This is a genomic window from Phenylobacterium sp. (assembly GCF_024508875.1).
Classification (GTDB): domain Bacteria; phylum Pseudomonadota; class Alphaproteobacteria; order Caulobacterales; family Caulobacteraceae; genus Phenylobacterium.
On sequence record NZ_JANINU010000266.1, the window covers coordinates 1 to 2,655 of the forward strand.

At 71.6% G+C, this 2,655-nt stretch carries 4 protein-coding genes; all 4 read right to left on the bottom strand.

All coding sequences use genetic code 11. The features are described 5' to 3' along the window. Positions 1-568, bottom strand: a 568-nt coding sequence (gene recR / locus Q0L11_RS18305) for a recombination mediator RecR (RefSeq protein ID WP_296599133.1), incomplete at its 3' end; no start/stop codon positions are given. A 1-nt stretch (position 569) separates the two neighbouring features. After that, positions 570-989, bottom strand: coding sequence for a nuclear transport factor 2 family protein (locus Q0L11_RS18310; protein ID WP_296599134.1), 420 nt, complete (start codon positions 987-989; stop codon positions 570-572). Next, positions 989-1,315, bottom strand: coding sequence for a YbaB/EbfC family nucleoid-associated protein (locus Q0L11_RS18315; RefSeq protein WP_296599135.1), 327 nt, complete (start codon positions 1,313-1,315; stop codon positions 989-991). Before Q0L11_RS18315 ends, Q0L11_RS18310 begins: the two co-directional genes overlap by 1 nt. Positions 1,316-1,318: 3 nt before the next feature. Then, positions 1,319-2,655: DNA polymerase III subunit gamma/tau (locus tag Q0L11_RS18320; protein ID WP_296599136.1), on the bottom strand; the 1,337-nt coding region annotated here is incomplete at its 5' end.

A 2,655-nucleotide genomic window follows, 5' to 3' on the forward strand; every position in this document is an offset into this window, starting at 1 on the left:
TGGTGCCGTCGTCCAGCCAGTCCAGTTCGCCGCCCACGGGCACGCCGCGCGCCAGCATCGTCACGCTGACGTTCGCGTTCGCCAGCCGGTCGGCCAGGTAGTGGGCCGTCGTCTGGCCGTCGACCGTGGCCGGCAACGCCAGGATCACCTCGCGCACCCCTTCCGCCGCCGCCCGCTCCACCAGCGGCCCGACGCGCAACGCATCCGGCCCGACCCCGTCCAGCGCCGACAGCAGCCCGCCGAGCACGTGATAGCGGCCGCGGAACGCGCCGGCCCGCTCCATGGCCCAGAGCGCGCCCACCTCCTCCACCACGCAGATCAGCGCCCCGTCGCGGGCGTTGTCGGCGCAGATGGCGCAGGGGTCCTGGGTGTCGAGCGAGCCGCAGACCGAACAGGTCTTCACCCGCTGCGCCGCCTCCGAGAGCGCATCCGAGAGCGGCAGCAGGAGCTGGTCGCGCCGCTTCAGCAGCGCCAGCGCCGCCCGCCGCGCCGACCGCGGCCCCAGGCCCGGCAGCTTCGACAGCAGGCCGATCAGGCGCTCGATCTCGGGTCCGGCGGAGGCGGCCACGTCAGCTCTTCGGAACCCGCGTCGCCTGGCTCAGCACCACGACCCAGCGGCCGTTCCGCTTCTCCCAGACGTCCACGAAGCGCAGCTTCACGTCGTAGGGCTGGCCGCCCGACGTCCCGCGGGCGCGCGCCACCCCGCCCAGGACGGCGGCGTCGCCCATCACCTTCTCGACCTTGTCGGTGACCTCGAAGGGCTCGAGCTTGTAGCCCGGCGCCACCTGGTCGGCGATAAAGCTCTGCTTGTCCTGCCGCTGGCCGGCCGAGTTGTGCAGCACATAGTCGTCGGCCAGAAGCCGCTCCAGCGCGGCCTTGTCGCTGTGGACCTGCGCCTCGTCGTACGCATGCGCGGCCTTCGCCAGGTCGGCGGGCAGCGCCCCCGAGGAAGCAACGGCGGCGGCGGCGAGGACGGCGGCGAGCAGCATCAGAATTTCGGCATCCCCGGAATGTTCATGCCCGCCAGCGGCCCCGCCGCCTCGCGCATGATGTCGGCCTGCTTCTCGTCCAGCTTGCGCTTGGCGTCGGCGTGGGCGGCGACGATCAGGTCGGCCACCACCTCACCCTCGCCGGGCGCCATCAGGCTCTCGTCCAGCTCGACCCGGGCCAGTTCCCCCGAGCCCTTGAGCGTCAGCTTCACCATGCCGCCGCCGGACGTGCCCTCGACCTCGATGGCCTGGATCTTCTCCTGGGCCTCGGCCATGCGCTGCTGCATGGCCTGGGCCTGCTTCATGATCGAACCCAGGTCTTTCATCTTCTAGTCCTCGTCACCGTCGTCTTCAGGAGGCGGCGCTTCGGCCGGCTCGGGTTGCTTGAGGTGGCGTATGCCCACGATCTCAGTTCCGGGGAAGGCCTGCATCACCCCCTGGATGAACGGGTGTTGCTCGATCTCGGCGCGGACCTCGCGCTCCTCGCGCTTCTGCTTCTCCCACAGGCTCTCGGCCCCGCCGCCGCCCTCGGCCGCGATCAGCCAGCGCTCGCCGGTCCATTCCTTCAGCCGCATGACCAGGCGCTGGGCCAGGTCGCCGGGCGCGCCGGGCGCCGGCTCGTAGGTGATCGCGCCGGGCCGGAAGCTGATCGGCCGGATGAACCGTTCCACGTCCAGCTTCAGCCGGATGTCGCGGCGGCGGTCGATCAGCGCCAGCATGTCGTCGAAGGTCTGCAGGTTGGCCACCGGCTCGACGCCGGGCTGCCCGGGCGCCAGTTGCTGGCGCGCCACCGCGTTGGTCGCCACGCTGGCCCTTGGCGCACCGCCACCGCCACCGCCGCCCGGCCCGCCCGAGGGCGCGCCGCCGCCCGCGGGGTTCTCGCCGGCCTGCAGCCGCTTGAGCGCCTCCTCGGGCCCCGGGAGGTCGGCGGCGTAAGCCAGCCGGATCAGCGCCATGTCCACGGCCGCCGCCGCGTCCGGCGCGCGCCGGACCTCATCGTAGGCCTTCAGGGTGAGTTGCCAGATCCGCGACAGCACGCCCGCCGACACCGCCGCACCGATGGCCGCCAGCCGCATGGCCTGCTCCTTCGGCATCACCAGGGCGTTCGGCCCGATGGCCTTGGCGACCGACGCGGCGTGGGTATGGTCCAGGAGGTCCATCACCACCTGGTCCGGATTGGCGCCGTAACCGTAGAGCTGGCGGAAGGTTTCGATCGCCGCGCCGGCCTCGCCGCGCATGATCTGTTCCAGCAGGGTGATCGTCTGCGCCCGGTCGGCCAGGCCCAGCATGTCGCGGATCGAGGCGGCGGTGACCGTCTGGCCGGGTTCGGCCTGGACAATGGCCTGGTCCAGCATCGACTGGCCGTCCCGCACGGAACCCTCGGCGGCGCGGGCGATCAGCATCAGGCCTTCGGCCTCGACCCGCGCGCCCTCGTTCTCGCAGATCATCTCCAGGTTCTTGACCAACACCTCGGGCTCCACCCGGCGCAGGTCGAACCGCTGGGTGCGCGAGAGGATCGTCACCGGCACCTTGCGGATCTCGGTGGTGGCGAAGATGAACTTGGCGTGGGGCGGCGGCTCCTCCAGCGTCTTCAGGAGCGCGTTGAACGCCCCCGTCGACAGCATGTGGACCTCGTCGATGATGTAGACCTTGTAGCGGGCCTCGA

Bases quoted from the DNA above. Each gene is read 5' to 3' on its own strand.
- Q0L11_RS18310 (WP_296599134.1), bottom strand. From the start codon at position 989: ATGCTGCTCGCCGCCGTCCTCGCCGCCGCCGCCGTTGCTTCCTCGGGG.
- Q0L11_RS18315 (WP_296599135.1), bottom strand. From the start codon at position 1,315: ATGAAAGACCTGGGTTCGATCATGAAGCAGGCCCAGGCCATGCAGCAG.